The sequence below is a fragment of the Rhodoblastus sp. 17X3 genome (assembly GCF_030056575.1).
GTDB lineage: Bacteria > Pseudomonadota > Alphaproteobacteria > Rhizobiales > Beijerinckiaceae > Rhodoblastus.
On record NZ_JASHHX010000028.1, the window covers coordinates 1 to 24635 of the forward strand.

The 24635-nt window shown below is 57.5% G+C and carries 22 protein-coding genes, 1 tRNA gene and 2 pseudogenes; 7 read left to right on the plus strand and 18 right to left on the minus strand.

Annotated elements, in window-relative coordinates; genetic code table 11:
* Positions 1–62: 62 nt before the first annotated feature.
* Positions 63–521 (plus strand): annotated as a pseudogene (locus tag QM467_RS18190) (transposase); the annotation flags it as partial.
* On the opposite strand, the gene QM467_RS19955 reads toward QM467_RS18190, so the two are convergent.
* From QM467_RS19955 to QM467_RS18205, 4 genes are all read right to left on the minus strand, one after another.
* Complete coding sequence (locus tag QM467_RS19955; RefSeq protein WP_446737801.1) at positions 472–849, minus strand: AAA family ATPase; 378 nt, start codon at positions 847–849, stop codon at positions 472–474. The pseudogene QM467_RS18190 and the gene QM467_RS19955 overlap by 50 nt on opposite strands.
* Before the next feature lie 50 nt (positions 850–899).
* Complete coding sequence (locus tag QM467_RS18195; protein WP_283367757.1) at positions 900–1145, minus strand: hypothetical protein; 246 nt, start codon at positions 1143–1145, stop codon at positions 900–902.
* A gap of 293 nt (positions 1146–1438) precedes the next feature.
* Positions 1439–2173 (minus strand): hypothetical protein, encoded by a 735-nt coding sequence (locus QM467_RS18200; RefSeq protein ID WP_283367758.1) that lies wholly within the window; start codon positions 2171–2173, stop codon positions 1439–1441.
* 72 nt (positions 2174–2245) lie between these two features.
* Positions 2246–3541: a tyrosine-type recombinase/integrase gene (locus QM467_RS18205; RefSeq protein ID WP_283367759.1), complete on the minus strand. Its 1296-nt coding sequence runs from the start codon at positions 3539–3541 to the stop codon at positions 2246–2248.
* A gap of 322 nt (positions 3542–3863) precedes the next feature.
* Here QM467_RS18205 and QM467_RS18210 point away from each other — a divergent pair.
* The 4 genes from QM467_RS18210 to QM467_RS18225 all read left to right on the plus strand — a co-directional run bounded on the left by QM467_RS18210 (position 3864) and on the right by QM467_RS18225 (position 6818).
* A tRNA-Arg gene (locus tag QM467_RS18210) sits at positions 3864–3934 on the plus strand.
* A gap of 474 nt (positions 3935–4408) precedes the next feature.
* Complete coding sequence (locus QM467_RS18215; RefSeq protein WP_283367760.1) at positions 4409–5668, plus strand: hypothetical protein; 1260 nt, start codon at positions 4409–4411, stop codon at positions 5666–5668.
* Entirely contained in the window at positions 5665–6168 is a 504-nt protein-coding gene (locus tag QM467_RS18220) for an N-acetyltransferase (protein WP_283367761.1), read from the plus strand. Before QM467_RS18215 ends, QM467_RS18220 begins: the two co-directional genes overlap by 4 nt.
* Before the next feature lie 29 nt (positions 6169–6197).
* On the plus strand, positions 6198–6818 hold the full coding sequence (locus QM467_RS18225) for a hypothetical protein (protein ID WP_283367762.1): 621 nt from the start codon (positions 6198–6200) through the stop codon (positions 6816–6818).
* 1568 nt (positions 6819–8386) lie between these two features.
* On the opposite strand, the gene QM467_RS18230 is transcribed toward QM467_RS18225, so the two are convergent.
* From QM467_RS18230 to QM467_RS18255, 6 genes are all read right to left on the minus strand, one after another.
* Positions 8387–8947 carry a hypothetical protein gene (locus QM467_RS18230; RefSeq protein ID WP_283367763.1) on the minus strand — a complete coding sequence of 187 codons (561 nt, stop codon included), beginning with the start codon at positions 8945–8947 and terminating at the stop codon, positions 8387–8389.
* 69 nt (positions 8948–9016) lie between these two features.
* The gene (locus QM467_RS18235; protein ID WP_283367764.1) at positions 9017–12190 is read right to left on the minus strand and encodes a type I restriction endonuclease subunit R; all 3174 of its coding nucleotides are present in this window, start codon (positions 12188–12190) and stop codon (positions 9017–9019) included.
* Positions 12187–13158 (minus strand): restriction endonuclease, encoded by a 972-nt coding sequence (locus QM467_RS18240; protein WP_283367765.1) that lies wholly within the window; start codon positions 13156–13158, stop codon positions 12187–12189. Before QM467_RS18240 ends, QM467_RS18235 begins: the two co-directional genes overlap by 4 nt.
* Positions 13155–14438 (minus strand): restriction endonuclease subunit S, encoded by a 1284-nt coding sequence (locus tag QM467_RS18245; RefSeq protein WP_283367766.1) that lies wholly within the window; start codon positions 14436–14438, stop codon positions 13155–13157. Before QM467_RS18245 ends, QM467_RS18240 begins: the two co-directional genes overlap by 4 nt.
* Positions 14431–16026, minus strand: coding sequence for a class I SAM-dependent DNA methyltransferase (locus QM467_RS18250; RefSeq protein WP_283367767.1), 1596 nt, complete (start codon positions 16024–16026; stop codon positions 14431–14433). The genes QM467_RS18245 and QM467_RS18250 overlap by 8 nt, the downstream gene beginning before the upstream one ends.
* Before the next feature lie 210 nt (positions 16027–16236).
* Positions 16237–16428: a helix-turn-helix domain-containing protein gene (locus QM467_RS18255; RefSeq protein ID WP_283367768.1), complete on the minus strand. Its 192-nt coding sequence runs from the start codon at positions 16426–16428 to the stop codon at positions 16237–16239.
* A 180-nt stretch (positions 16429–16608) separates the two neighbouring features.
* Here QM467_RS18255 and QM467_RS18260 point away from each other — a divergent pair, with 180 nt between their 5' ends.
* Complete coding sequence (locus QM467_RS18260; RefSeq protein ID WP_283367769.1) at positions 16609–17328, plus strand: hypothetical protein; 720 nt, start codon at positions 16609–16611, stop codon at positions 17326–17328.
* Positions 17329–17430: 102 nt separating this feature from the next.
* On the plus strand, positions 17431–17688 hold the full coding sequence (locus QM467_RS18265; RefSeq protein ID WP_283367770.1) for a hypothetical protein: 258 nt from the start codon (positions 17431–17433) through the stop codon (positions 17686–17688).
* Positions 17689–17783: 95 nt separating this feature from the next.
* Here QM467_RS18265 and QM467_RS18270 read toward each other — a convergent pair whose 3' ends face one another.
* The 8 genes and pseudogenes from QM467_RS18270 to QM467_RS18305 all read right to left on the minus strand — a co-directional run.
* Positions 17784–18266 (minus strand): hypothetical protein, encoded by a 483-nt coding sequence (locus tag QM467_RS18270; RefSeq protein ID WP_283367771.1) that lies wholly within the window; start codon positions 18264–18266, stop codon positions 17784–17786.
* Positions 18263–19810 carry a YfjI family protein gene (locus QM467_RS18275; protein ID WP_283367772.1) on the minus strand — a complete coding sequence of 516 codons (1548 nt, stop codon included), beginning with the start codon at positions 19808–19810 and terminating at the stop codon, positions 18263–18265. The genes QM467_RS18270 and QM467_RS18275 overlap by 4 nt, the downstream gene beginning before the upstream one ends.
* Positions 19807–20031 carry a hypothetical protein gene (locus QM467_RS18280; RefSeq protein WP_283367773.1) on the minus strand — a complete coding sequence of 75 codons (225 nt, stop codon included), beginning with the start codon at positions 20029–20031 and terminating at the stop codon, positions 19807–19809. The genes QM467_RS18275 and QM467_RS18280 overlap by 4 nt, the downstream gene beginning before the upstream one ends.
* 205 nt (positions 20032–20236) lie before the next feature.
* Entirely contained in the window at positions 20237–20566 is a 330-nt protein-coding gene (locus QM467_RS18285) for a hypothetical protein (RefSeq protein ID WP_283367774.1), read from the minus strand.
* 203 nt (positions 20567–20769) lie between these two features.
* Positions 20770–22050, minus strand: a complete 1281-nt coding sequence (locus tag QM467_RS18290) for a tyrosine-type recombinase/integrase (RefSeq protein WP_283367775.1) — start codon at positions 22048–22050, stop codon at positions 20770–20772.
* Between the two features lie 416 nt (positions 22051–22466).
* On the minus strand, positions 22467–22832 hold the full coding sequence (locus QM467_RS18295) for a DUF2019 domain-containing protein (protein ID WP_283367776.1): 366 nt from the start codon (positions 22830–22832) through the stop codon (positions 22467–22469).
* 5 nt (positions 22833–22837) lie between these two features.
* The gene (locus QM467_RS18300) at positions 22838–23368 is read right to left on the minus strand and encodes a hypothetical protein (protein ID WP_283367777.1); all 531 of its coding nucleotides are present in this window, start codon (positions 23366–23368) and stop codon (positions 22838–22840) included.
* Positions 23369–23929: 561 nt separating this feature from the next.
* Positions 23930–24073: pseudogene (locus QM467_RS18305) on the minus strand (iron dependent repressor, metal binding and dimerization domain protein); the annotation flags it as partial.
* Positions 24074–24635: the final 562 nt, after the last annotated feature.

Consider the following 24635-nt stretch of genomic DNA (forward strand, 5'->3'; position numbering starts at 1 on the left):
GCCGTTGCGGCGGCGGGGGCGGCGTGATTCACTTCTTCTGCTGATTTGCGGGAGAAGCGACCATGATGGGCGTGCAGGCGGTGGCGGCTCGGTTGTTCTACGACTTCTGCCTTGATGACCACGTTCCCGCCGACCACCAGCTGCGCGGCATTGACCAGCACCTCGATCTCGAACGCATCCGCGCCGCGTTGAAGCCTTTCTACAGCAGCACCGGCCGCCCCTCGATCGATCCCGAGTTGATGATCCGCATGCTGCTGGTGGGCTATTGCATAGGCATCCGATCGGAGCGCCACCTGTGCGAGGAGGTCCATCTCAATCTTGCATATCGCTGGTTCTGTCGCCTTGGTTTGGACGGCAAGGTTCCCGACCATTCGACCTTCTCGAAGAACCGGCATGGCCGCTTTCGCGACAGCGACATCCTGCGCCATCTGTTCGAGAACATCGTCGAACGTTGTCTGGCGGAAGGCCTGGTCAGCGCGGAAGGGTTCGCCGTCGAACCGTCCATGAATTCGCCCCAGGCGATCGACGAAGCGAACACGCCGGGATGACGACGTTGCCGGTAATGCAACGGCTTCCATCAGGAAATTCGCCCCCGCTGGTTACAATTGCGGCTATCGAAATGGCGAGCGTCGTCTTTCCCGTTCCCGGTTGACCTCCGAGAATGTGGGTCTTGCCGCGCGCCAGCCATCCACGCCAAATCCAGGCGATCGGTTCGGGCTTGATCGTCGAGCCGCGGATCAAGGTAACTTGGGGAGAAGTTTCTGACGAGGAATCGCTAGAGTCGGCGACGAATGTACGTTTGGGAGCATCGATTTGACGCACGTGATAGAGTTTGGCCTGTTCGGCCATGAAGGCATCGCGGCGCTACTGCGACCACTGAAGATAATCCTGCGGAGTGCTCATTTGGCCTCTCCGGGATTTGAGCCTGTAATTTCTTTGAATACCCAAATCGCTTGAAGCAACACGTGGCGGAGTTGGCGCAGGAGCGTTTCGGTCTCGCGATCGCTGCTGCGCCAGGTGGCCTCCGAAAGCGAAATCCCGAGGGATTCAAGCAAGTTTGCGCAATCGTAGAGATACTGGCGGTTCAAACGAGCAACATCCTCGCGAGCCGACTTCGACGCAAGAGCGGGGGCGTTTCGCGTCATGCGCAAACTCCCCCGAGTCGCGCCAACGCGACCCAAATGCGAGCCTGAGGCAGCGCAAGGTTATATCGCCGCGCGATATAGAAGGCGGCGAAATCAATCTCAGGCGCAGACGTATCGAAGCGAGGGGCCGTGTCGTTGCGAAGGATCATGGCCCCGTTGCGGATGTTAGCGCCCATATCGGGGCTGCGCATTTCAGCGGGCGCGACCATTGGGCGCCTCCCGCGAAAAAATTTGAACCTGGCCGGGATCGTTGCGGATCGAGCGCGACGTCGGCAGAGAAGTCAGCCAAGCGTTCAGGTCCTCGACGGAAATGACCGTGCGGCGACCGACTTTGCGTCCCTTGAGGCGACCGCTTCGCAATCGCTCGGAAGCGTTTCAGACAAAGAGGCGACGATACGCAGTTCCGCAAGCAATTTCTTCAACTGCGATATTGGTTGGTGTGCGCACCATTTCTCGCGCTCGATCAGATTCGCAATTCGATGAGCCCAAACTTCAGCGACGCGGGGTCTGCCCGGCTTGCGTTTCGCCCGATTAACTTGTGACGGCCACTTGCCTTTTCGTTTTTCTGTTCGGTACCAGCGTTCAAATGCGTTTGTTTCAACCAGCAGTTTGCAGCCGATCAGCTTCCACCGCCATTCATCAAAATGGCCGTTGGAAGGGGCGGGTTTAGCAAGGCGCGTTGGGTGATCGGGCAGCCCCTGACGGCTTGGGATGACAAGGCTTAGGGCCACGGCGGGTAATAGGATGGGTCCGCCATCGACTGATGCCGCCATCGTACATTCGCTCATCGTCGCCGGAATAAAATAAATTGGCAAAGAACCTCGAAGAGCCGCCTGTCGAATTGTCGCTGCGGCCTTCTCTTTCCATAGACTCCAATCAATCGATGCATCGCGCCCAACACTCGGGTGCTTCTTCATTTCATTCAAGGGCAAAGGACGCGGGGATTGGGCAAACATCCCGTGTTGAAGTCGCTCGACAGCAGCCGATATGGTCAAAAATGGCTGAAATTGATTGGGATTTTTTGCCATTTCGAATTCGCCTCAGCGCCAGCCGATGTTTGCTATGCGGAGTATGAGCGGAAGTGAGATTGGCGGAAAATCTCAGGCGCGACCAATGGCCATTACATTGGTTGCTTCGATGGTGCCGAGGCTCGGAAGCGCCGCCCGAATGGTGTCGGCTACGTAGTTGGGCGCAAGGTGAGCATAATGCTTCTCAGTCATTCGGGTATCGCTGTGCCCGAGTTGGGCAGCGATGACGCCCATCGGAACGCCCTTCATGGCTAGCGTGCTCGCATAAGTGTGACGGAGGATATGGAAGGTTGCGGGTGGTTCAAACTTCGCGTGAGTCGACGCCGCAGCAAGCGGCCGCTGTTGCTGCGACGGAAGCCATTGTTCCCCATCGTCGCGCCGGAAGATGAAATCGACCGGTGCGCGGCCAGCGGTCAACTCAGCAAAAAGCCGCTGACCTTCATCATTGAGGACGACGTGACGAGGCTTGCCGGCCTTTGACCGGCGAACGGTGATCGTGCCAGCGTCGGAGTTGAAGTCGCCTGCCTGCATGCGGACCAATTCGCCGTAGCGGCATCCGGTGAGGAGGGCGCCTCGAACGAGGTCGCGAAAGTCCTTGTCGCAAGCATTGATAAGGCGCTGGCATTCGGCGCCTGTCAGAAAATGAACAACCGGCGTGTCAACTTCACGGAACGGTTTCACTTTTCGCCAGGCTTCGTCAGAGCCGGCACGACCTTCGTGAAAGGCATGGTTCAAAGCCGCCTTGAGAATGGTCATTATCCGGTTTGCGGTCGAACGGCGGGCGCGAACGGCCTCGGCGTCGGATTTGTCCAACACTTTGGTCGCGCGCGTCGCGGCGGTCCTCTTGGTGCGGACGAGTTTGGCGGCGGCGGCAAGCGTCGAGTGCCAATCTCGAATGCGCTTCGTGGTCAGCTTCGCAAGTTCTGTGTCTCCAAGTTCCGGTACAATACGAGCGTCAGAAGCGTGACGGTCCGCCTTTGTCCCCTTTGATCCGCGACGTTCACGAGCCTCGAAATAGTCGCGCAACGCATTGGCAACGGTATAGGGCCCAGTATCAGGGGCAAGTCCGAGTTCCCGGCGCTCCTCAATCTTCCACCAGTCGCGCGCGCCTTGCTGAGCCTGCTTGAAGGCAAAGATGGTTACGCCATCGGCGTCCTGCAGATCGTCGGCAATGCCCAGTCTGGTTTCGGCGTAGCGGCCTTCACCGATAAAACGGCGCGCCACCCATGTCCCGCCGCCTGTCTTGGTGCGGCGGTAGCCAACGTGGAGTCCGATTTCAAGAACGCGCCAATAAGGATTGCGCCGCGGAACGAGACGAAGTCGGGCGGCGCGGGTTTCGAGGTTGGTGTCGCGGACGGTGCGAGCCATGAAGACTTTCCTCAGAATTAGGCGTACCCAACTTGTGCCCAATATCCGTAGGCGAACATGCGCGAACGGTCAAGGTCCGTAATGGCTTATATATCAATGATTATAAGGTGTTTACCCGTTCGCAAGTGATCGCTGAAGTACATGTTATCACTCTCTCACGGCGAAAACATGGGTTCGAGTCCCCTAGGGAGCGCCAATAAAATCAAATAGTTGGCGTCGCGATTCCAATTGTTGTGCAATATCGCCTAGCGTTGATTGGCTACAGCACTGGTAATTTCTCGACAACAGCCAGATACGAGTTCTGATCGGGTTGTTCCTAAGAGCGCCTGAGCCGGTCCGAGCGCTGTCCTCCGAAGGCAGAGGCCAGGGGTTCGAATCCCTTCGGGTGCGCCAATAAATCAATAAGTTAGCTTGTCCGCGCGGCCGGGGTGTATTGGCTTAGCGACCACATAGCGACCGTGTTGCGGCGCCGCGGCCGCAGACGGCTTTAAGGAGACTGTCTCGGACCGGAAACGCGTCTTCCGAGCTTTTTCTCGCAATGCCCGGCGCAACTCCGTCAGTGGACCGAAAGCCGGTGGAGACGTTCTCACCCCATAGAGGTCTAAATACCGCGGATACCGGAAGGCATGGGCCCTCGGCGGCAAGGGTAAAGACGGGCGGGAAGTGGACATTCAGCGAATTTCCGGTCCGCTCGGATTAGCGACTATCCGGAGGAAATCCGCAGCGTCGTGGAGGCCCCAGAGAAGTTTTTTTCTGACACCGCCGAGGCCCTTATGATAAAAAGCCCGGTGAAGTTTAAGCGAACAAGGCGCATCGCAGAGGTAAAAATTGATGGCGGGTTCTGCGAGCAATGGCCAAGGCAGGAGCATGGCCATCTGGTTTCCGATGAAAACGCAAAGAGTCGGGACGCCATCAGTCATTCTCCACTTCAACCTTTGGCGGCTCAAGGGCAAAAAAACTGGTCTCGCACGTCTAAAGTTTTGGTCTGATCAAAGGGAGGAGTCGCAGTACCTGCTCGATATGGGCATCATGGTCACGTCACCAGCCGATTTGGCAGAGATATCGATCCATCTGCCTATCCAAATCACGGACGGCGATATCAAGGACCTGGGCCCCAGTTTCGCCGACGGCAATCTTGCCACCGCGGTATTCAATGAGAGCCTGGAAGCTACCAATGGCCCTTCGCAATCAGTGATAATCTTGCAAAAGGCTGTTGGCGGGACGTACTGCCGTGTACTCAAATTCCCTCTATCACGTGATAGAATTCCGGCTTCCCACCTTGCGATCAGTCCCGAATTCGATGGCACAACTCTGACGATAACATCGGCAGCTTTGGCCGCGGGCCTAATCGGAATTGCGCCGAACGAGGATCTTTATTTCAGGCTTCGGCTCACGATTCCAAAGAATGGGGCTAACACGTTTGTGAATGCCGCCATCCCTGATGACGACTTTCTGACCAGCAGCGTCGATGTCACCGAATATCTGGACTTCAGGCTCAACCAGGCACGCAACCTGAACCTAGGAATTGTTCACAAAATGGTCGGCGCGAATTGGCCGATGGCTGTTCCGATCACTCGTCTCGACTTTCTGATGGCAGTCGGAGTGACCGTTGATGTGGTCGTTGGCCATCCAGTGTTCCATAAGTGCCGTCTTTTGGAGCCAGGGAAATTGTGGGAATCCTATGTCAATGAAGACCATTTGCAGAAGGGCATGGCAATTTACCATTGGAAACAAGAAGCCAAAGGAAGCTACCTCGTTGACTTCAATGCCTTTGTAAAGTTGCGAATGAGGACGAGCAGCGGGCGGATCATTGGGCGTTATCTGTTGATCGCGTTGATTTTTGGTGTATTCGTCGGCGTATTAGGTAATTCTGTGTACGATTCGGGCAAATGGGCTTGGGCCCGACTGTTCGGGAAATCAACGGACATGGGTTCGCCGCAGCAGACCTCATGTCCAGCGCCTGCCGCAGCCAAGCCGTTGGAGACGACGCCAGCCGCGCTGCCCCCCAATCAGATCGAGGCGCCCAAAGGCAGCAAAGTCGAACAGCCTGCGTTAAATGGCGCGAAAACAGAACCCGCGCAAAATGGAACCGCGGGGACGAATTTGGGTGGAAAGGTTAAGCAATGACGACGAAGCATGCGATAGCTCATCGCCATCTGCACGGTGGCGACTTGGAACTAACGACCGCCGAGTTGGAAGCCTTGGCGTTCGTCCTGCCGCTATCTCCAGACTATCCCGATATCAGAAGCTGGTTCGTCGAAAAGGTCGTACCGGGTCTGCGGTGCGGGTCGCGGCATATCGTTCGTATCGATCGTAACAACAAGATCGTAGCCCTGGGAATTGCGAAAGCCGAAGAAGAAACAAAGATATGCACTGTCCGTGTTGCGCCCGAATTTGCTGGCCGCGGGATGGGGATACGTGTCTTCGAGAACCTGATGAGTTGGCTTGGCACGGACAGGCCGCTGGCAACGGTCAGCGAAAATAAGTTGGCTGATTTCCAACGGATTTTCGATCACTACGGTTACCGGCTGACTTCGGTTCATACCGGCCTTTATCGGCCAGGACGTTCCGAATTCGTCTTTAACGAGCCTAATTCGCCCTGGGGCCAGCCATTCCCGATCAAATGAAAAATTTTGGACTGGAAGCCCTCTGAGTCTTGAGCGTCTGCGGCGACGAATGGCACGCCCATGGTCAGCGCCAGTTCCTGCGCTCGTTGGACTTCGGCCTTTTGAATAAGGTCGACGACTTCCTCTGTGACTGCTGGTCGGGCTCTCGTCTGATCCTGTATCCGCCACCTAAGGATATCCGTCAGGCGGCCGGTTACGACGACAATAGCCTTTGGGGCGAGCTCATTGACTGCATCCGGCGGCACCTTGTTCCCATCGACGATCAGATGGCCGTCCACCAGACAAACTCCCTCTTTGGAATGTGCGGCAGCCCGGATGCGTTGGGCGAGCACCAACTGATCTACAGGACGCAGGCCATCGACAAAAGAGCCCGCGACGATATGGCGGATGCGCGGCTCTCTGGCTACCAGCCGCTCGCACAGAGTGGATTTCCCGACACCGGATACACCGGCGACAAGGATGATGCCGTTCTTGATCACGACAGTTCTTTCATTAGTTCAAGCTCCGCCGGCTTCGCTCGCCGCCACGACATTGGGGGGGAGAATCCGCTTGAAACTCGAAGCTTACGAAGCGGGATAGGGCTGGGTAGCATTGCAGGAGCGCTTAAGAACAAAGCGCTCGCCTCTTTGGCCCCCTCAAAATACGTTTGAAATTCGATTTCTGTTACGCACGCTCGATCGGCTACACATGGCCACAGCATATCTGGCGGCATGATGACGGTACTGTCGATATGGACGAGCCCGACCATGGCCATGGTCGGGCTCGAGGCATACACCAACGCAGCGACTTTCGTGCCGGACAACTTTGGAAATCGACGACGCAACTCCACGGTCTTTCGGCCCGACATGATTAGGTCCGCCCAGATTGGCTTGATGCTCAACACGATTTGATCAGTCCGGTCCAGCTTACACACCGCCTTTTATGTCTGTTGGCTTTCTTTGGGGCCTCGGTCGACGCTGATCGACAATACCTAGTAATTGGAGATTCGGGTGATTATGGCAGCCCAATATGCGATTTCGGCGACGCCGCCAATGCCTCATCGCATTCTCGCCGAGGCTATAGGACTGGGTTATTTTTGTTGAATAGCCGCTAATGTATCCGTTGCCGACCGCTCCTACGCAAAGATGCCTTTGTGGTATTGAGCCCTGACATTGTTCCTTGGATGAAAAAGGAAAACGTACCTGTTCGTATCGTAAGCCGATATAGATCGGCCATTTAGAGAAGCGTTCTTGTTTCTTTTACAGGCTGGCCCGAATCGAAAAAAATTCGTTAGAATCATCGTTGAAGCTAGTTGAAAGCGTGAAAGAATGCACGATCCAAAAAGTAAACTACGTCAGCCATCGCAACTCTGTAGCAATCACCTTTCCATCGCGTATCAAGCGATAATAGCAGTCTTGGTAACAGCATGCCAAGCGCCCTTCGGCACTTCGTCCGTGAATCAAAGCACTGTAGTGCGCCCATACCTCGTCTCCCGATTGGTATTGAGGAAACGAACTTATCGCCCACGGGTCGGATTCGACGTCAATTCGAACTGATCGTTTCAATTCGCTTGGGTACGGTCGCATGTCGGGAGGACCGAATTCGCCATCGCGATGCAGCCAATGTGGATCGTGCCCGAGGCGGATCTTAATTCGTCGCCATAAAGACGGACGTAAGGCGGAGGCATCGACACTTTGCGTCATCTTTGCGCCAGCCGAAGAATAAGCGTCGACCCTATGCTGATGTGGTTTATGAAACCTTAAGCGTTCGCCGTAGGGTTACCAAAGTGTCAGCGCAGTTTGCGCTCCAGCCGCCGAAGCGTTCGGCCGCCTGGCGACGCGAAAGATCTTCGGCGACCGCCGTCAGAACACGCGCCGACGTAGCACGGCCATCGGCAGCATAACGAACCGATATCGCGGGGCGATATGGACCGCGCAGGAGATTAGCGATTTCCCAGATTTATCCGGAAATGGCCTTGGTCCCTTTTGAGCGTGATCTTTGCCTTATTTATATCGTTCAGACTGTTCCTTAGCGCTCGATCGAGCGCGAAAGCCCCTTTTATATTGGAAGGCGATAGCGATCGGCTTGCAGATAGAGTGCTGTTTTTCTCCTTCACGACTTGCAGGATTTGACGAGGAAAAAACCGCTCAAACTATAGGTGGCTCTAGGTGTAGATTTGTAGAGCACTGCGCATAGCCGAGTGCATGTGGTCGTCTGTTCGCGAGCGAGTAGGCGTCGTTCAGGCTAGCCGCGGATATCCGGCCAGCATTTGGGCCGCTTGGCCGTGTGTGATCACACGCTGAAAGCTGGCGAGCCGAGGATCGGTCAGCTTCTCTGGCCCGCAGAAAAGGACGGTGGTCCAGTCGTGATGGGCATTCAGGGTCGGCCGCGACTCATGGGTCTTTGCGAAGCAGGCGGCGCGCATCGGATAGGCTTCTGGCTGCCCGGGTGCGAACAATTCGCTGACAAGCTTGAACTCGATATGGATCGCCAAAATGCGGCTGGTAGCTTGGTTTTCAAGGAAGAAAATTGCGTCAGATTCGGCTCTCTTGGTGTTGATCGGTCGGCAGGTGCAATTGCTTTCTCGGCCGCACCAATAGTTCGCCCAGAAGGGCTGTTTCGTTGGCTTGGTCGACCAGCGCACGTTGCGTTGCTCGTCGATGAGGATCCGCGCACCGCTGTAGGTGGATTCGACCGGCGTGCCGGCGATCAGCCAGTCGCGAACCTTCTGGGACTGGAAAACGCCCTCTGCGATGGCGTCGAGGTAGGGCTGAGCCTTGGCGGAATAAGCGGTCGGCATGGGTGGCGGTTCTTTCGGGAGCCTAGGTTGAAGCGGGTCAAGTCGATCGACGACGAGGAGACGCCGCGCTCACGCCGCCCATGCCGCCGAAAGCGCCTCTGCCTGCTGTAAGACATTGAGCACAGCGGCGTCCTGCAGATCGGGCGGATAGCCGTATTTCCGCAGTAGCCGTTTCACATGCCGCCGGATGTTGGCCCGGGCGCTATCGCGGTGGGTCCAGTCGGTCGTCACGTTGCTCTTGATGACGATCACCAATTCATGCGCGATCACCCGCAGCGCCGGTTCGCCCATGGCCTCGCGCGCGCTCTGGTTTTTGGCCAGGGCGTCATAGAAGGCGAGTTCCTCGTTGCTGAGGCCGGTGTCCTCGCCTCGCGCCCGCGCCGCCCTTATGTCCTTCGCCAGCTGGATCAGTTCTTCAAGAATTTGGGCGGTCGTCAGCGCGTTGGCATGATAACGGGCAATGGCCGCCACCAGCCGATCGGAAAACAGCTTGGCCTGCGTGACGTTGCGCTGGGATTGAGCGTGGACGTCGCCATTGATGAGCTTTTTCAACGCCTCGATGGCGAGGTTCTTTTTACTGGTCTGGCGCACTTCGGCCAAAAACTCGTCTGACAGGATTGAAATGTCCGGCGATTGAAGCCCCGCCGCCTTCATGATGTCCACGATCTCGGTGGAGACAACCGCGCGGCTCACGATCTGCTGGATGGCGAGTTCACGATCGGCCGAACTGCGCTTTCCGTCGCCAGGCATGGTTTTGAGCAGCGCCGCGCGGATCGCCTGGAAGAAACCGACCTCATCGCGGATGACACGGGCCTCGTCGCTCGCGCCAGACAGCGCAAACGCCTTCGACAGCGCCACGACCCCATCGGCATAGCGGCGGTGCGCCCGCTTCTTGCCTTCGTCTGTTGCCTCCTTGGCGGCGTCCTCCTGCGCGAGCGTCAACACCCAATCCATCGCGCCGGCCATAACGGCAAGCCGAGACTGCGGCGTCGCCTTTGGGTCCAGCGCCGGCCGATAATCGAATCCGCCCAATGTATCCGGCCGGAACATCGCCTTCACGACCTCGTAACGCTTGACCATTTCCTCAATGGCCTGCGCCTCGTCGATGCCGGTCTGGTCGCGATCGCCGCCGGAATAAAGCCCCAGCGCGCTTTTCAGGTTCTGCGCGATGCCGATGTAATCCACGACCAGCCCCGCGGGCTTGTCCTTGAACACGCGATTGACGCGGGCGATGGCCTGCATCAGGCCGTGGCCTTTCATCGGCTTGTCGACATACATCGTGTGCATGCAGGGCGCATCAAAACCGGTCAGCCACATGTCGCGCACGATCACGAGTTTTAGGGCGTCCTTCGGGTCCTTGGCGCGTTTGGCGATGCCCTCCCGCCGAGGTTTTGGGCGCTTGCCGATATGCGCCTGCCACTCCAGCGGGTCGGACGCAGCGCCGGTCATAACGACCTTGATCGCGCCGGCGTCGTCGTCGTCGCTATGCCAGTTGGGCCGGACCTGGATAATCGCGTCGTAAAGAGCCACGCAAATCCGGCGGCTCATGCAGACGATCATAGCCTTTCCGGCGAGCGCCTCGGTCCGCGCCTCGAAATGTTTGACGATGTCCTCTGCCACAAGCGCGATGCGCTTCTCCGCGCCGACCAGCGCCTCGACGCTTGCCCATTTACGCTTGAGGCGTTCCTGCTCGCTCTGCGCCTCGTCGCCGGTCACTTCATCGACTTCTCCGTCGATCAAGGGCTTTTCGTCCTCGTCGAGTTCGATCCGCGCCAGGCGGCTTTCATAATAAATCGGCACCGTCGCGCCGTCCTCGACCGCGCGGCTGATGTCGTAAATGTCGATATAGTCGCCAAACACGGCGGGCGTGTTTACGTCCTCTTTCTCGATCGGCGTTCCGGTGAAGCCGATGAAGGAGGCATTAGGCAGGCCATCGCGCAGATATTTGGCGAAGCCATAGGAAATCTCGCCGGTCTTGCTCTCGACCTTCGCGCCAAAGCCATATTGGCTGCGGTGCGCCTCATCGGCGATGACCACAACATTTCGACGCTCAGTCAAAACTGCATAGTCGGTCGTGCCAGCGTCCGGCGAGAATTTCTGCAAGGTCGTGAAGATCACCCCGCCCGACGGGCGATCCAGCAGTTTCCGCAAATGGTCGCGGTCCTCGGCCTGGAGCGGAGTCTGGCGCAACAGGTCCTTGCACATGCTGAAAGTGCTGAACAATTGATCGTCAAGATCGTTGCGGTCTGTCAACACCACGAGCGTTGGGTTTTCCATGGCCGGATGCTTGATGATCTGGCCAGCATAGAAGGCCATCAGCAGGCTTTTGCCGGACCCTTGCGTGTGCCAGATGACGCCGACCTTGCGGTCGCCGCCAGGCGCGGTTGCGGCAATCGTGCAGGTCACCGCTCGGCGCACGGCGTGGAATTGATGATAGCCGGCGAGTATTTTGATGACATCGCCGCCGGTGTCGCCAAAGACGATGAAATCTTTGATAATGTCGAGAAAGTGACGGCGGTCGAACACGCCCTTCAAAACCGTCTCTAATTCCGGCTTCCCCTTGGGCGCCAAATCGTCGCCGGTGATCGTTCGCCAAGGCATAAACCTTTCGCGGTCAGCGGTCAGAGAACCGATCCGCGCGACGATGCCGTCCGACGTCAACAAAGCCGCGTTGGTGCGAAACAACGAACTGATCTGGTTCTTGTAGGTTTGCAACTGATTGAAAGCGCCGTCGATGGTCGCATTCTCGTCGCGGGGGTTTTTCAATTCGATGACGCCGAGTGGCAGGCCATTGACGAAAATCACGACATCGGGGCGGCGGTTGGTTTTGTTCTCGATGACGGTGAATTGGTTGATCGCCAACCAGTCGTTGGCGTCGGGTTCATCAAAATCGAGCAGCCGCGCCTGTTCGCCGCCGATGGTCCCGTCGTCGCGCCGGACCTCGACGGGGACGCCCTCGACCAGATAGCGATGCAGCCGCCGGTTCTCGCCAATGAGCGACGGCGTTTCGGATTGCAGGATTTTGGCCAAAACTTCTACGCGCGTTTCTGTCGCGAGACTCGGATTCAGCTTTTGGATCGCCTTGCGCAGCCGCTCGACGAGAACGACATCGCCATAGCTCGCGCGCTCGGCGTGCCGTCCATCCGGGCCAATGTCGAGGCCGCTGACCGGCTGATAGCCCAATTCTTCAAGCCAAGCGAGCGCGGCGTCCTCGACATGACTTTCGGTGATCTTTTGTATCATACGAGCACTAAACCGGGCCTGAGGCCGAGTTGCTCGCGGAATGGTTCCGGGATGTCTTGCCAGTGTTCGATCAGCAAATCGACAAGCTGGCTGCCATTGATCAGCCCAATCCGGGGGAAGCCATTTTCCAGCGCAACGTCCATGGCGGTGGCTTGAAAGTCTGCGGTCGTGATAAACGCTCCCTGGCCGCCGAAGGGGATCGCCTGCCGAAGCTGACGAACAACATTGGCGCTGATTTTGGAACCCAATTTATATCGCTTGGCTTGCACAAAGAGCTTCACTTTGGCGAGATTGGATGCGTTTAGTTCGCCCGTCGCATCCACGCCGCCGTCGCCGGTTTTTCCGGTCACTTCCGATCCATCGAAGCCCAACGCCGTCAAAAGATTGGCTACAAGGTATTCAAATTCTTTGGGGTCGAGTTCCAGCACCCGGTTCAGAACAACCTCGTATGGGTCATAAGCCTTGTGGGCGAGTGCGGGAGCTAGATTTCCATGACCGGTCGCCGCCAAGATTTCGTCCGCCGGCGAAATCCCAAAGACGGTTAGCGATGAACGCAGCGTATTTTGTAGCGGCACCGAAAGACTGGAGCGCGCCAGTGGCTTGCTGGCCCAAGCCACAGACCGTCGATTTGGATACGGGCACGCGGGATCATCTGGAACATAGGTATAGGTGTTTCCTGGCCCAACAATTCCATGCCAGAGCAATTCGGTGTTCGCGTCTGGAGTAATCACGAGGTCGCCCGGTGCAATTTCCAATAGGAATCGTCCGATCTGCCCGACTTGTATGCCGATGACCGTGTTGCTTTTGTCGTCGGGATAAGCCGCCTTGTAGAGTGGATAGAGCGCGTCGTGCGACGTTACGCTCGAAAGATCGCCCAAGTCAGACCACCCGATCCCTGCGTAGCCGCCCTTCAAAAATTGAGGGGTAGACTTGCCGCCGTCCGCTCGAACGCACCACGCCTTTGTCACGCGCAAGCCTCCATAATATTTTCGGCGTCCCGCACGCGGATTTCGCCGGACATGAGTTTGGGGAGGAGGAGGTCGCGTGCAGCAGCAAGAGAATTATTCTCGAAATATGTTTGAGGGAAGCGGAGTAGCATTGGACGAATTTTGTCGTTAAAGGCTTGGCGTATTTCAGCACGAGGAATAATTACGGGCATATTTTCTAACGAGTGTCTCCATGTCGCATAAGGAATAGTTGTGCCTGTCGAATGAGTTGTTGCATATTCAATAGTAGATTTGCTATGCAGCAACATGCAAGTAAATGCAAAATCACTTGCTTTGAGTGGATGAAAAACAAATACAGTAGTTCTTGTCGTGCCCTCAAATGGCGAAATGCAAACTTTGTGAAAATATGGACGCATTGCACCAAATAAAATATCATTCTTATAGAATTTTATAAGACTGCTCTGCGCGTCCGATCCTGGCTTGGTCTCGGTCAAGGTCAGTGACCTAGGCGAAATGCAGTCGATCGGAACGTATGGTTTAGCTCGTGTGTCTTCCGATGGTGTTGCGCGCTCATTGCGCTGGCCTATCAAATCGCCCAGACAACCAATTGTCCACCCTTCTGGTTTTCCATCGTCATCGATACGGTCGGGGAAAAGGGACCAAATGTCCGTCGCAAGATAAGGGGCTCGGCCTTCCATTTTCGCCCGCGTGGGGCCGAAATCGAAGAACCAATCCTTGAAGATCAATCGTGCCATAGATTCGAGCGTCTCGTTCATGCGGCGGTTGAGGTCAATTTTGTCGTCGAGTGCGCCGAGGACGGAAGATATAGCTTCTTGATCGGGCTTCGGAGGAATTAACAACTCGAATTTCGGCACATCGCCGCATCGGAGGCTATCGAAAACCGCGCCAACATTATTGAATTTCTCAATCTGAGCCCACCAGCCCGGAGAAATTGTGAGCCATCGCAAAAACTGCGGAAGTACGCATTTTCCGTTGGCACGTAACAGGACGAGGTTCTGGCCGAGTGCAAAATCACAATTTTCGCCAAAAGTCGCCGTAACGCCGGGATTGGTCCTCCTCGAAAGGACGACATCATGAACGCGTGGCTTCGCCTTCTTTGTCCATTCTATGAAATCATCGGTACTGATACGCCGCGCATCGCTGAAATCAATGCGGCCATTTTTCATCTGCGGAATGGCTACGTAGGGATAGCCATTCGGTGCGGCTGCCGGCGTCTTGTGAACGCAGTCAATCAACTTCACCCCTGCATTTTCGAGGGTAAGAGTGCGCCAGTCATTCATCAACGCCAACTTTCGCTAAGCTGGCGCGAATTGTCTTGGCTAGATCATCCGCCTCAGAAAACTGTGCGTCTAAAACGCTACGTAATGCATCAAACCGCTCGGCAAATGGCACATCATCATCCTCGACATCCGCCGCGCCAACATAGCGCCCCGGCGTCAGCACGTGGTTATGGTTCCTTATATCCTCCAGTGTCGCCGCCTTGCAGAAGCCGGGCGCGTCGACAAAATCCTTGCCCTCGCGCCATGAGTGGTAGGTCTCGGCGATACTGGAAATGTCCTCGTCCGAAAACTCTTTCCGCGTGCGGTCTACCAGCGTTCCGAGCTTGCGCGCATCGATGAACAGGACCTCGCCGCGCCGGTCGCGCAGCTTGCCGCCGGGGTTCTTGTTGCGGGCGAGGAACCACAGGCAGGCCGGGATTTGCGTCGAATAGAAAAGCTGGCCTGGCAGCGCCACCATGCAATCGACCACATCGGCTTCGACCATCGCACGGCGGATCACGTCCTCGCCGGATTGGCCTGATGACATTGAGCCATTGGCCAGCACCACGCCCGCCGTTCCGTTTGGCGAAAGGTGCCAGAGGATATGCTGGAGCCAGCCAAAATTGGCGTTGCCGGCCGGCGGCGCGCCAAAAGTCCAGCGCGCGTCCTCCCGCAGACGATCGCCGCCCCAGTCGGAAATGTTGAAGGGGGGATTGGCCAGGACATAATCGAAGCGCAGGTCTTTTAGCTCGTCCCTGTGAAAGCTGCCCTCATTGTTCCAGCGGATGTCGGCGTCGATGCCGCGCACCGCGAGGTTCATCTTGGCCAGCCGCCACGTCGTGTAATTGCTCTCCTGCCCATAGATGGCGATGTCGCCGAGTCGGCCGCCGTGGCTTTCGACGAATTTTTCAGACTGGACGAACATGCCGCCTGAGCCGCAGCACGGATCATAGACGCGGCCCTTGTAGGGCTCCAGCATCTCGACCAGCACGCCCACCACCGAGCGGGGCGTATAGAACTCGCCGCCGCGTTTGCCTTCCGAGCCGGCGAAACCGCCGAGGAAATATTCATAGACGCGCCCGAGCAGGTCCTTGGCCTTATCGCCGGGCTCGCCGGTGGCGACGCCGGAAATGAGGTCGATCAGTTCGCCCAGCATTACCTTGTCGAGGGCAGGGCGGTTGTAATCCTTGGGCAGCACGCCCTTGAGGCCGGGGTTCGCCTTCTCGATCTCGGCCATGGCATCGTCGATCAGCTTGCCGATGGTCGGCTGCTTGGCATTGGCCTGCAAGGACGACCACCGCGCTTCCTTGGGCACCCAAAACACGTTTTCCGCGAGATATTCATCCGGGTCTTCTGCAGCCTCCGCGTCTTCGGCCAACAGCAGGGCGCGCTTGGCCTCGAAGGCGATGGAAATGTGCTTGAGGAAGATCAGTCCGAGGGCGACATGCTTGTAATCAGAGGGCTCAAGATTCTTGCGCAGCTTGTCAGCAGCGAGAAAAAGCTGGGCCTCGAAGCCGAGATTGGCACCATTGCCGTTGCTTTTCGATTTCTTGGCTGCAGGCTCGGCGGCGGGGCTGGCGGCGTCTTTTTTCGGGCGGCCTCTGGGCATTTCATTCCTTAAAATGTTTTGAATTCAGAGCGCGTAGGCACCGAAAAAACGTTAGTCCAGCCGCTAAAATGCTCGGCAGGGAGAAAGAACCTCGCAAACCCAAAACGGCAAATCACCGGAATGATTAGTCTAGACCATAACCGCGCTGGTTGGCCTCGAAAATAGGCTAGGTCATCAAATTCGCAAAGCGGCATTCCGCCCGAACTTTGCCTAGGCGCCTGTCAGATCGTCCTTGAGCAAGGTCCACGCCTCGACCCGGAGGCCAACCGCGATACGGGCAATGTTGTCGACCGACACGTTACGTTCGGCTCGCTCGACGGCGCTCAGATAGGTTCTGTTGATTCCGCATTCGTGGGCCAACGCTTCCTGGCTAAGGCCGCGCTCAGCACGGATCCGGCGCATGTTCTTCGCCAGGATATCTCGCAGGGGGCCTTTGTGCGTCCTTTTCACGGACGCAATCGTGCGGATTGCCGGTTTTAAGGCGACCGCTTTTAAGTTACATTCGTTCTTGGTCTTGGCCCTTTTGTTTTTGCGAAGCTGGCTCCTCCGATACCGAGGCCGCTGGCCGCGGCGGAGCGGCAAATGCGATTGTTTGAATGTGATAGATGCAAAGCAGTAAACCGGATTAAAGAGTTTCGCCTCGATAAACAGCCGATTTGCGGCGCTTGTGGTCAGGAACTTACCGATTTTCCATTTTGTCGAATTGTTCGACGTGCACGGTCAGCGTGGGGAGCAATAATTTTCGTGCTGACCATCGTTGGCTTTGGCGGTGTCTTTGCGCTAGCGCTGCCTGATGCTTCTCAGCGAGGCCAAACGGCTTCGCCTGCCGCTGTTGCACCGCCTCCTACTGCTTTGGTGCGTCCCCCCACTCCGTCGCCGCCGGCTGTTTATCAGTCAAACGCCATACTGGATGCGGGCAGAAAATCACGCGTGGCTCCTTTGTCCGTTCGAACGCCAAGTGGGAGCGGCGGCTATTACGTGAAGCTTACGGATCCTTCGAGCGGCGAGCCGCGATTAGCTTTCTTCGTCAACGCGGGGAGCCAATTCGATACGAAAGCAGCGCTCGGTAAGTATCATATTCGTTTTGCGACAGGAGAGCGGTGGCTAGGGTGCGCATACAATTGCAAAAAGCCCATATTTTGGCCAAAGACGCATTATTTTCGCTTAGATTCAACATTTACTTTTAGCTCAAATACAAAAGACGAAGGCATAGAATACCAAGGCCATACCCTGGAACTTATCATGCAGCGCGATGGAAATCTGAGCGAGACGGAAATCTCCGAAGCCGAGTTTGGAGATTAACGCCGCCCGGCCCAGCCCACGTCTCCAAGGAAATCACGGATGACCTCATCGATACCAGCGTTTCAGAGACGCCAAAAGCTCTTGGATCGGGCATCGCGAAAAATGGAAAAGCTGCTGCAAGAGGAACCAGACGCCGCGCACGCCATGGAAACGGTTGAGGCGATCTTCGAGGAAGCGGGTCTGCTATCGGGAACGACCAGCAAACATAGCGTGTTTCATTTCGTCGAAAACGCCATCGCGGAAAATCCGCTGCTTTTCGAAATCAGCGTCCCATGGATGATGGAGCATTCCGCAGATCCAGAGAGCGCCGAAACGCCGGAGGAGCTTGCAAACATGTTCGTCCCGAAAGAATGGGACTGACACCAAAATCTCAGATCGGCCTACGGCACGCAGAAACCCCGTTTGCGACGAAATATGCGAAGACTTTGTGTCGCTCATTGGCCCGGGCGCATTCATCAGCAGCGCTCGATAATCGTCTCATCATCTAGGCGCACATAGTCCGGACCATAGGAGATAACGGAACGGCCGCGAAGTCGCCAAATGAGGCCGCCCGGCTTGCCCGGGCTGGGAATGTTGAAAAGTTCGCACGCTGTCCAAGCCCACTCACTTTCCGTGACCCAGCCCCATGTGTCGAGAAAATGCCCCCCATCGTCCAGCGCCTGCCGGCATTCGGTTTCAGAAACGCGATCGGTGAATAGGCCCGCAGTCTCATCTTGCCGCGCATTTATCTCAATCTCCGGCCCGTCGATTGTTGCGACAATTGCGACATTGCGACAATCGCGTGGCAAGGTCGAAACGGGAGGCGTTGCGACAGTTGCGACATTGCGACAATTCGGCTCGTTGTGTCGCAATGTCGCGATTGTCGCAGGAGGCGAGGCGTTCGCGCGGGCAAAAACCTCGTCCATAATTTCAATGGGATCGAAAGCCGGCGCGCTCATTGTTGGGCGCCTTGAATGACAATCCAGCGAGCGCCGCGACCTTCGCCGCGCCGTCCAATGTGGCCATGCTCCTCCAATTGCGCGATGGCCTGTTCAGCCGCCGCTTTCGAGCGCAGGACATTGGGGCCGCTGTTGAGAATGTCGCGCAAGGCGAATTCGGCCTTGCCCTTGGCGCGGAGCCAATCGGACAGTTTGACCGCGTTACGCAAAGCCGGCGTTTGCCGCGCAGCGCCAGAGAGCCGCAAGGCTTCGGACAGATACCAGGACATGAGCTTGCAGGCGGCGCCCATCACCGCGCCGTCTATCTCTTGCGCCTCCGCATTGGCGACGATGGTAAGAACGCCAGCGATGCGGGCCGCGTTTTCCGCCGCCTTTGCTCCAACGTCGCGCAATCCTTCAAGCGATTGATCCGGCGCCATGCGCTTTTCGATGGCGTCGTGGAATCGAACCCAAAGCCCGCGCGCTTCCGCGCTCAGTTCGATGACGCGCGGCGTCAATTCATTGCCGACGACGTTGGCCGCCGGCGCGGGCCGTTCCAACAAATCGAGGATGCAAGCGAAATAGCGGCGCAATGGCGCGGCCATTTCTTCCGTAGGTTCATGATAGAGCCGCGAACCGGCGAGGGTTTCCGGCGCCGCGATCAGCAAACGCGACAATAGGCCCTGATCGCGCAAGATCGGATCGGAAAGAAAGGCCGCCGCCGCGTCGGGCTGGACCATCAAATGCAGCGCCAGCCGCCGGCCCGGTAGGTCGGTAATGCCATCGCCAGCGCGCAAGCGGCGAATCCCTGAGCCGTCCCAAAGCGTCGAGAGCGCTGCCGCCGTCTTAAGACGATGGTCAGGCCCGAAACCATGGCCGCCGGTCATTTGTCCGCCTTCCGCGCTGAACAGGCCCAGCGCGCCCGGCAGGACCGCCCAGAACTTAGCAAGCGCCTCAACCGTAGGTTCGGGCGCCGTAAGCAAGGGCTTGATCGGTTCAGCTGGCGCTGGCCCGAGCGCCAAAAGCCCCGATTCCCTTTCGATCCGATCCAGAGCCTTGTCGTTTTCGATCTTGCGATGTTGCGCCGCCCAGGCCGCTTGCGCGATCCGCCAGCTTTCCAAAGCAATTTCGTATGACTGCTTTTCCTTGCGCTCATAGGCCCGGACTGGCGCCAGCGCCTCATTGTCGGTTGTCGATTTCCGGTCGCCAGATGCGGCGACAGTGACGAGGAACAGGCTCAGGGGCCGCGTTTGTCCATAGGGCAAGTGCACGTCCGCCAGTTTTTGCGCGGCGAGCGCGGCGACTGCTAGAACCGATTGCGCGGCGAGAGCCGGCGCGCACTGGCATTTGGCCGCGATGCTGTTTGCAGCGCCAGAAAGAACCGGCCCGAGAGCTTCGATGGGATAGGGTTGCGCCGCTGGCGCCGGCGGGACCAGCGGCAGGGGCGCCGGCGAAGCTTGCCCGCCCCCGTTCTTGTCTTGGCTATGCCGTTCGCGATTCGCATTGGCGAAATAGGCGTTGCGCTTTTCGGGCGGCCAGTCGCCATAATCGGAAAGGTCCGTCATTTCGCGATCCTTCCCGCAATCGTGACAATGTCCCGCGCCTCGTCCAAGGCGTGCGCGACAAGGCGCAATTTGGCGAAGGCTTCGGCCAGATCGCCGCGCGCCGCCGCGCTCTCGGCCAACAGACCGTTGAAGGCGATCAAACGGGCGGCGACCACCACGCCATCGCCCGCGAGAGCATTAGCGACCGAAACGCGGTCCTTGGAGGCAAGGGGCTGGGTCATCCGAAAATCCCTCCCAGTCCCGCCAGGACGGCGATGGCACGCGCCAGCGGAGGCGACAGGCGATATCGTCGGGCGTTATAAGGCGCAGCGAAATCGGCCTCACGTTCGGGTGTGGCGATGGTATTGAGGGTTTCGTCACGAACGAATTGTGCCCCGTATCCCGCGATAGCGGGCCGGGACGGGCTTTTTGCGTCAACGGAGGGCATTAGCGCTCCTCCTGATCTTGCTGAGAGCTATTGGCAACCGACGGGCTTAGGAAGCGCTCAACCCAAGCGTCGATCGCTTGCGGCTCGTAAAGGGGTTTGCGTCCGAAAAGCCTGTATTCTGGGCCGCCTCCCACAACCGCAAGTTTGGCAAGCGTGGATTTCGTGCGTTTAATGCCCCACTTTTCTTTAAGGTATTTTTCAACCTCATCACGAGTTAGGAATTTTGCTGTCATCGCATGATCCGATTCACGGGTGGGCAGAGCCCGCTGCTTGCGGTGCCGTTCGTGACCGAGTTGCGATGAAAGAAGGCGCGTCTTCGGAACAACCACGGCAAACGCGACGCCGCCCTCGGAGTGGAGTTCGGCTCAGCGGTTGCTCAGATGCCGTGGTAGACGGGCGCATCAAAGCTAAGTGAAGATTAGTTGGTTCTATCGATTGTCGGCAATACCCCGGCAACAAATATCCACATCGGGTCGCTACGCGTTCGCCCACGGTTACGGGTAGGCCCTCTTTTTCCGCGAGCAATTGGAGGTTATTTCGCCGGGCGAAGCTGTAGAACCGTGGATTCTGGCTTGCCGTCGCCCATCATATTGGCGATCCGATCAGCCACCGTATCGGCGGCTGCGAGCAACACTGCGTCGGCCGCGTGCGTATAACGGCTTGTGACGCTGTTCTTCCGATGGCCGAGCAGGTTCGCGATAGTGAGTTCTGAATAGCCCGCGTCGTGGGCGACCGACGCGACCGAATGGCGCAGCACGTGCGGCGTCACGTCGGGTGGCAAGGCGGCCTTCTTGGCTATGCGCAACCAGAATTTTGGGAATCCGGTCATTGGTCCTTCGCCTTTACTCGCTGGAAACACTGGCTCGTCTGGCCCACATGTTCTCATCGCTGCGGAGCGGATCGCCGCACAAGCCAGATGCGACAATGGCCGCAGCGATTCACCGGTTTTAGTGTCACGCAGGCGCGCCGTCCGGGTCGCCAGATCGACCTCGGCCCATCTTAGGCCTATGGCCTCGCCACGGCGCCAACCGGTCATCGCCAAGAATATTGCCAGCGCCAATGCAGGAGGCCACATTTCGGCTTCCAGATCGTGTAGCGCAGCGCCGAGCCGAGCGTATTCATCAACCGTCAAGCGGCGCTCGCGCCGTCCGTCAGCGGGACGATCTACGCCACGAACGGGGTTGTCGGCGCGCAGCCCTTTCTTGATGGCGAAGCTGAAAATTCCGCCGAGCAGCCCGACCGTCCGGGTGGCCGTTCCCATGCCACCAGCGACGCGCGCCAGCCCGTGCTTGCCGGTCTTGATCCGCGCAGCGGTCTCGCCAGTTGCGACCGAGTGCATAAATTCTTCAATGTCGTCCCTGGTAACCGCTGCAACGGGGCGGCGAGCGAGCAGCGGCTTGATATGCCGCTCGATCCGGCCCGCGTCGATCGTCAGCGTGGATGCCTTTTTTTGTTTGCCGCGGCGGACGATGAGCCTGCCGGCTTGCGCCTCAGCCAAGTACAAATCGCAAAGCTCCCCGACCGTCGCGGCCTTGCGCTTGTCTTGCTTGTCGCCGGAAGGATCGGCGCCCCGGACGACTTCACCGAGCAATCGGGTCGCCTCGTCGCGCGCCATTTCAGGCGTCCACGGCGAGCCATGACGGCCGATGGTAGCCCATCGCTGGCGGCCCTCGCTCGTGCGGTACTTCAACAGATAAGTGACGGCTTCGCTTTTCTGGCGACGGGCGCAAAACCCCGAAACTTTTGCGTCCCAAATCGTCTCTCCTGGCTGGAGCGCGCGAATGTCCTTCAGCCCAATCGTTTTCTTCGCCACGTTCGCCTCGAGCTTTGCTTGGTCGCTAGGCGGGCCTAGCGACCAATTAGCGACCAACTTTCAGCAAACAATAGTAATGATACGGACAGGAGCGCAACTGAAAATCCTTAAAAATCACTGGTAAAAACTGAACCAGAAATCCTCAGCAAAGGTCTGGAACGATAGGGCATTACCCTCCGAAGGCAGAGGCCAGGGGTTCGAAGCCCTTCGGGTGCGCCATTCTCTCAATGCACTGATTTTTATGGCATGTGAAATACGCCGTTGCGGATAAAAGCGGGCACCGGCGCGTGTCAGGTTGTTCAGAGCGGGTAATGCTCATCGCGTTGCCATCAGCAGTCGACCCGATGCAGACGATCAGCAAATCGATGGAACGCCCGCTGTAGCTCTTTGAGCGGTAGTCTGAGTGCGGGAATAAATTACCTGCACCATTTTCCCTTGGCGTAACTATCGAGAAAACTCCATGCGTCCATCCTAGGAAAATATGTCGGACCCTTTCGAACCTCCTCGAGCGCAGCGATTGCTTGTTCGGGGAAGCGCTTGAGGAGAAATGCAGCGGCGACAACTCTTATCCCCTGGTCGGGGTCATCAAGCAGGGGGACCAACGCAAGACGACCTTCTGCCCCAAAGCAATCGAGTGCCTCGATGATTTTATTGGTGTGTTTCACCTTTACTTTTTGTTTCCTAAAATTCTCATCGTCGCACGCAGAATAATAGGTCATTGCCGATTGTTTGAATTCTTGGACAAGGTCGGGGATTACTAGTTGAGACCATTTAATCACCATAGAAATCAGTCTCCCCTGAGTATCCCGATTTTCTGCAGGACACTTATTCCCGCGTTCCATTTGTCTTCAAAGCTGGCGCCATCGAGGCTGGCGCGACGTGAGGAGCCATCGAACTCGAGAAGCGTTCTAGAATATTCGCCGTTGATTTCCTCATGCAAAAGTCTCGGAATCCGAACGATATTTGTTGTCGATTGCAACTCGACTTCCGGAATGTCCCCGCTCGCGCTCTGCTCGACGATGTGGTGATATTCGTAGCCGTCGCCCGCCGGACCGAAATATTTGCCGAGATCAATCTTCTTGAACTCACTGAATGACGAAAACGCCTTTTCATCTGGACTGACGCGCAGCTGTTCGAGGCTATAGGGGCCTTTTTGAACGAACTCGATCGCGGCATCGGCATCCCGTTTCAGGGCCGCATTTTCCTGGGCCATGGCGGCGAAATCGGCGATTGTTGCGGCCCCGGCGACGACATCCAGGCCAGGAACGGCGTCGCCCGCCGCTTCGACGGCAAGACTTGCCGCGTGATGCAACAGCATGTGAACGAGCGCCCGGCGAAGCTGCCGTCGCACCGCCAAACGCGCGAGCTTTTCTGCTGGCGCGGCTTCCGCGGCGGCGCCATCCTTCGGTCGAAATTGTCCGCCCTTGCCGCCCTCCGCCCCCTGGGCCATCCGGGATGCTGCGGATCGTCGGGCGAGGCCTTGACCAGTCTGACCACCTCTGCCGCACGCAGAGCTTGATCTTCTGACAAGGAAGGAAGATCCATGAACAATGTGGCGAACGCGGCTCGCGCAGGCTCCCCTTCGTTCAACGCCGCCGCGACGCCGGTCAATCTTTCGACGAGACCGGAACAGTCGACCCGATTTTTCACGACTTGGGCGAAAAGTCTGTTCAATTCCTCGACGGGACGCGGGATGAAACCGTTCGCTGTCTTGGTCAGCAGTCGGATCGAGCCGATGGCAGGACCGTGCCGGAAAGCGGTCCTCGACCGAACGACTCTTTTCGGAGCGAGAGCGGTCGAAGGAACAAAGACAGGGTTGTGCCGCAAACGGTATTTTCCAGTTCCATCCCGGAAGAACATCCTCCTATGCCGAGATGCGTCACGTCTTCTTGAGGAAACGTTCGAACGCCTCCAACGTCTTTTCGCTGACGTGATGCTCGATGCCCTCGGCATCGTTTCTCGCAATGTCCGGGTCCACGCCCAGGGCGCGAAGGACGGCCTCGACGATTTCATGCCTGCGACGCTCCGCCGCCGGTCTGATTGTCGTCCGTTGCGAAAGTCTGCGCTGTTGCCGGGCGATCGTTCATTTTCTCAACCGCGTCGTGACGGAGGCGACGCAGCGCGCCGGTCGCCCCCTCTTGATTCAGCGCAACGCGCGGATATCACTTCCGGTCCAGTCTTGCTATGCTGTCGACGCCTGAAATCTGGATGCTTGGTCATGGCTTATCAGAGAGTTCAACTCTTCGTGAACGTGAACGAGGATACCAAGCCGAATACTGTCATTGACCATGCCATCGAGTCCGCGCGACGCGAAGCCGCTCATTTGTCGGCGCTTATCATCGCGCAAATCGTCGATTTTCCAGGCCATAGGCCGTACGGCGGCGAAAAGCGGCAAAGCGGTCACGGTTACATCGCGTCCCGCAATTCCGCCACCAACCGAGCCGTTTGCTTGGCGGTCTGAGCGAATATTCGTAACTATTCGTCGCGATCAAGAATTGTATGAAGATGGCATCTCGCTTGGCGCTAAGCGTCTGGAATTCTTCCAAGGATGCAGCAAGTCAATGCGCGGCGGCGCGTCATGATGT